The sequence below is a fragment of the Paenisporosarcina sp. P4_E4_2 genome, assembly GCF_056401595.1.
Genome location: NZ_JBFUJC010000255.1, coordinates 1 through 4,565, shown reverse-complemented (window position 1 = coordinate 4,565; position 4,565 = coordinate 1). Strand labels below are relative to the sequence as shown.

General features: G+C 39.5%; 5 protein-coding genes. All 5 read right to left on the bottom strand.

The features are described 5' to 3' along the window. Positions 1-247: 247 nt before the first annotated feature. Positions 248-1,543, bottom strand: a complete 1,296-nt coding sequence (gene asnS / locus AC1DSB_RS14825; protein WP_477586993.1) for an asparagine--tRNA ligase — start codon at positions 1,541-1,543, stop codon at positions 248-250. A 15-nt stretch (positions 1,544-1,558) separates the two neighbouring features. After that, the gene (locus AC1DSB_RS14820; protein WP_342543762.1) at positions 1,559-2,761 is read right to left on the bottom strand and encodes a pyridoxal phosphate-dependent aminotransferase; all 1,203 of its coding nucleotides are present in this window, start codon (positions 2,759-2,761) and stop codon (positions 1,559-1,561) included. Positions 2,762-2,777: 16 nt separating this feature from the next. Then, positions 2,778-3,260: a cell wall elongation regulator TseB-like domain-containing protein gene (locus tag AC1DSB_RS14815; protein ID WP_016427386.1), complete on the bottom strand. Its 483-nt coding sequence runs from the start codon at positions 3,258-3,260 to the stop codon at positions 2,778-2,780. A gap of 9 nt (positions 3,261-3,269) precedes the next feature. Next, positions 3,270-3,440 carry a YpmA family protein gene (locus AC1DSB_RS14810; RefSeq protein WP_016427387.1) on the bottom strand — a complete coding sequence of 57 codons (171 nt, stop codon included), beginning with the start codon at positions 3,438-3,440 and terminating at the stop codon, positions 3,270-3,272. Between the two features lie 23 nt (positions 3,441-3,463). Next, positions 3,464-4,565, bottom strand: a 1,102-nt coding sequence (locus AC1DSB_RS14805; protein ID WP_477586992.1) for a helicase C-terminal domain-containing protein, incomplete at its 5' end; no start/stop codon positions are given.

Here is a 4,565-nt window from a genome sequence, read left to right as displayed (position 1 = left end):
TCCCTGCTCTGTCCACATACGGAGCCGATCTGGCTGTTGCTGTTGCATACCCGAACTCTCCTTTGTACTTATATTATTGATAAAAAACTCAAGTTACGAATTTTAGCTGTTTTCTTTACTTTCCTACATGTCTAGTTCCGAAGCCCAGCTCGCACCTCCGCTTCAGGTACTTATTCGAAAACAGGTTTTCGATTCGTACCTTCCACCGTCGGAGTCGAGCTTGCGTGGGCTTCTGCACTTTTCTTGTTTATGGATATAAACGGTTTAATAAGCGTGGGAACGGAATCGCTTCACGGACGTGTTCTGCTCCACTGATCCATGCTACTGTGCGCTCTAATCCTAGTCCGAATCCTGAGTGTGGCACGGAGCCTTGTTTACGCAGTTCCAAGTACCATGCATATGCTTTTTCATCCAGTTCGTGTTCTGCAAGACGTTGTTTCAATAAATCGTAATCGTGAATACGTTCTGAACCACCGATGATTTCGCCATAGCCTTCAGGTGCAATTAAGTCCGCACATAAAACGACATCATCACGTTCTGGGTGTGGCTGCATATAGAATGGTTTAATACCAATCGGATAATGCGTGATGAATACAGGCTTGTCATAATGTTCAGCAATTGCAGTTTCATGTGGTGAGCCAAAATCATCACCCCATTGAATATCATCAAACCCTTTTTCATTTAAGAATGTGATGGCATCGTCATAAGAAATACGTGGGAAAGGAGCTTGAATATGTTCAAGTTTCGTTACGTCACGATCAAGACGCTCCAACTCCAACTTACAGTTTTTCAGGACTGATTGAACAACGTATGAAACATATTGCTCTTGCACCACAAGATTTTCTTCAAATTCCGTGAAAGCCATTTCCGGCTCGATCATCCAGAATTCAATCAGATGGCGACGTGTTTTTGATTTTTCAGCGCGGAAAGTAGGACCGAATGAGAACACTTTTCCAAGTGCCATAGCAGCCGCTTCCATATAAAGTTGACCTGATTGAGAAAGATATGCATCTTCATCAAAATATTTGGTCTGGAACAATTCAGAAGTTCCTTCAGGAGCAGATCCTGTTAAAATCGGCGGATCTACTTTTGCAAATCCATTTTCATTGAAAAATTCATAAGTTGCACGGATGACTTCATTACGGATTTTCATAATGGCATGTTGTTTACGTGAACGCAACCATAAATGACGGTTATCCATCAAAAATTCAGTTCCATGTTCTTTTGGTGTGATTGGGAAATCTACTGCTTCGTGAATGACTTCGATATCTTTCACTTGAAGTTCAAAGCCAAACGAAGAACGCTCATCTTTAGTAACTTCTCCGACAACGTAYATTGACGTTTCCTGTGTTAAAGATTTTGCTTTGATAAATAATTCTTCTGCCACATCTGCCTTAACAACAACGCCTTGTACGAAGCCAGAACCATCGCGTAGTTGCAAGAATGCAATCTTTCCACTTGAACGTTTATTGGCTAACCAAGCACCTAATTTTACTGTTTCGCCTAAGTGTTTTGGCATTTCGTGAATCATAATTTTTTTCATAAATTCCTCCAGAAATTACAGCAAACCATCTTGCCATTTTGATCGTACAAATGTATCTATACGTGACACTGCTTCTTCAAGTAAGTCGAGTGAAGTTGCGTAGGATAATCGAATTGTTGATGGGGCTCCAAAACCAGAACCCGGAATGACCGCTACATTTGCCTCAGTCAGTAGTGCTTCTACAAATGTGTCAACTGAATCATAACCTGTTTTTGATGCTGCTTCAGAAACATCTGGAAATAAATAGAATGCTCCTTGTGGTTTTAATACTTTGAAACCTGGAATAGCTACTATTTGCGGGAAAATAATTTCAAGACGTGATTCAAACGCAGAACGCATTTCTTCTACTGTGTCCTGAGGACCATTATACGCTTCAATTGTAGCGTATTGAGAAGTAGTGACAGGGTTTGATGTGGAATGGCTCGCTAAGTCTGTCATTGCTGTAATGATTTCCTTGTTGCCCGCTGCATAGCCTATACGCCATCCTGTCATGGAATGTGATTTAGACACACCATTGATAATAATCGTACGCTCTTTTGCATCGTCTGAAAGTTGAGCAATGGAAATATGTTTGGCATCTCCATAAATCAATTTTTCATAAATTTCGTCAGATATTATCCAGATGTTCGCTTCTTTACAAACTTCTGCAATTTCCTGCAATTCAGTTTTTGAGTAAATCATCCCGGTTGGGTTACTTGGAGAATTCAAGATAACGGCACGAGTCTTGTCAGTGATTGCTTGTTTAATTTGTTGGGCAGTGATTTTGTATTGTTGTTCAGCTGTACCTTCAATATAAATAGGTACGCCTCCTGCAAGTTTCACTTGTTCTGGATAACTTACCCAATAAGGGATGGGAATGATTACTTCGTCATTTTCATTTAATAGTACTTGGAACAATGTGTATAAAACATGTTTCGCACCAATACCAATCAAAATTTCAGACGGTTGATATGTGATTTGTTGATCACGCTGTAACTTGTTGATAATTGCTTTTTTTAATGCTGGCAAACCGCCTGCTGGTGTATATTTTGTATAACCATCATTCATCGACTTAAATGCCGCATCCAAAATGTTTTGAGGAGTATTATAATCGGGCTCGCCTGCGCCAAGACCAATCACATCAATACCTTGTTCTTTTAATTCCTTTGCTTTTGCTGTAATGGCAAGTGTTGTTGACGGTGTCAATGTCTGAACACGGTTAGCTAATATAGGTTTCATCATCGATTGTCCCCTTTTACATATTCAATATACGTTTCCACCATTTTCCATTTTCAAATAATAAATAAACGTAATTAAGCTTGTCGTTTTCATTTAAAAATGTAATTTCCCATACTGCATGATTTTGTTCCCAGCCAAGTTTAGTATGTAGCACCTCTTTGACTTCAAATTCATCTTGTACAGTTTTAATGGCTTGTTTTTTCGAAATGCCATCTTTCATAAGCACTTCTTCAATTTTTAATTTTTGATTGGAGGAAGGAATAAAAACAGCTTTTTCTTCTCCGTTTTCATCGTTTCCAAGTACAGTAATATATGTATTTGTACTACTGTACACCTGTGAATCTGTCACTTCTGTTAACATTTTCTCACTAATTGCCAATTGTTCAGCATCCTGTTTTGCGCTTCTGAAAGGTTGTCCTGCTTTCCAGATGACAAACAAGCTGATACAAAGAGTTAATGAAAGAATAAATACACTGATAAAAATAAACCATTTTTTCATTTCTGCACCTTACGTTTTATAAATTGTGAAAACGGCTTTCTCATGATTATCTTTTTCAAGTGCCAGGCCAAACATTAAATTTCTTTGTTTCAAAGTGCGATTCAAGGCGTCCACAATTTTATACAAGTCTGATTGATAGTCAACCGTAACTGTTGATATTACTTCAATTCTGCTTTCCATTTTGTAACCCCTACTTTCTTCGCTCATACTTTCTCATTATACCAATTTTCAAGGTCCAAGACCATATCTTCTAGGGATACTTTCTTAACTGGGATATCTGGCAAAGCACTAATAAACTCTTTCCCATAAGATTTCGACTCAATTCTGCGATCGAGGACAATAAATACGCCACGATCGGTTGATGAACGAATTAGACGGCCAAAACCTTGACGGAATCTAAGAATCGCTTCCGGCAATGCCAGTGATGTAAATGAATTGATTCCTTGTTTGGTCAGACGGTCAGCTTGTGTTTTGAATACAGGCTCATCCGGTGAAGAAAACGGCAACCGTACCAAGATGACTGCAGTTAATGCATCTCCCGGTACATCGACACCCTCCCAAAAACTATTCGTACCAAACAATACGGACTTTCGGAACCTCTGGAATGATTTCAATAATTTCATGCGGCTACCTGATGTCATGCCTTGGGCGAATAACATATAATCTTCAAGCAATCCTGTATCTTGAATTAAATCGACTGTTTTTCGCAACATGTCCTGTGATGTGAAGAGCACAAAACATCGGCCTTCCGTAATCAGAACCGTTTGAATGACTGCATCGGCAACTGCTTCGATAAAATCAGATTGTGAGACATGCTGAATATCCGGCATATCATCGACAATGAATAAATTGGCTCCTTGGTAAAAATCTTTTGGCGCAGAGTAATTTTTTATGGACACCGTCTCTGGAAGCCCCAGTTGATTGACGATGAAACGATTATTTCCTGGGACTGATAACGTACCTGACGTCCAGACGATGCCAGCACTGCCTCTCCAATCGTTAAATATTTCATTGACCGCCTGTGTACTGTCAATCGGTTTTTTATACACTTGCAGGCTACCTGGAATGCTTCTGCGATCCATTTCCACCCATACTGAATGTTCTGCAGGAGAAGATAGGAAAATATCGACCCATTCACCTGTCTTGATTTTCATTTCGTTCAACCAATATTGCCATTCGGCAGCAACTAGTTTATCGGCATGTGTTGATTCAAGCTGACTTTTAGACATTCTCTCGAGTAAGTGTTGGGCAATTGTCACCCACCTTTGAAGGTATTGGTAAACTTCATCGAGCAATTCATAATCC

Excerpts from the sequence above, each read along its gene's own strand:
- AC1DSB_RS14820 (WP_342543762.1), bottom strand. The coding sequence starts at position 2,761 with ATGAAACCTATATTAGCTAACCGTGTTCAGACATTGACACCGTCAACA.
- AC1DSB_RS14815 (WP_016427386.1), bottom strand. The coding sequence starts at position 3,260 with ATGAAAAAATGGTTTATTTTTATCAGTGTATTTATTCTTTCATTAACT.
- AC1DSB_RS14810 (WP_016427387.1), bottom strand. The coding sequence starts at position 3,440 with ATGGAAAGCAGAATTGAAGTAATATCAACAGTTACGGTTGACTATCAA.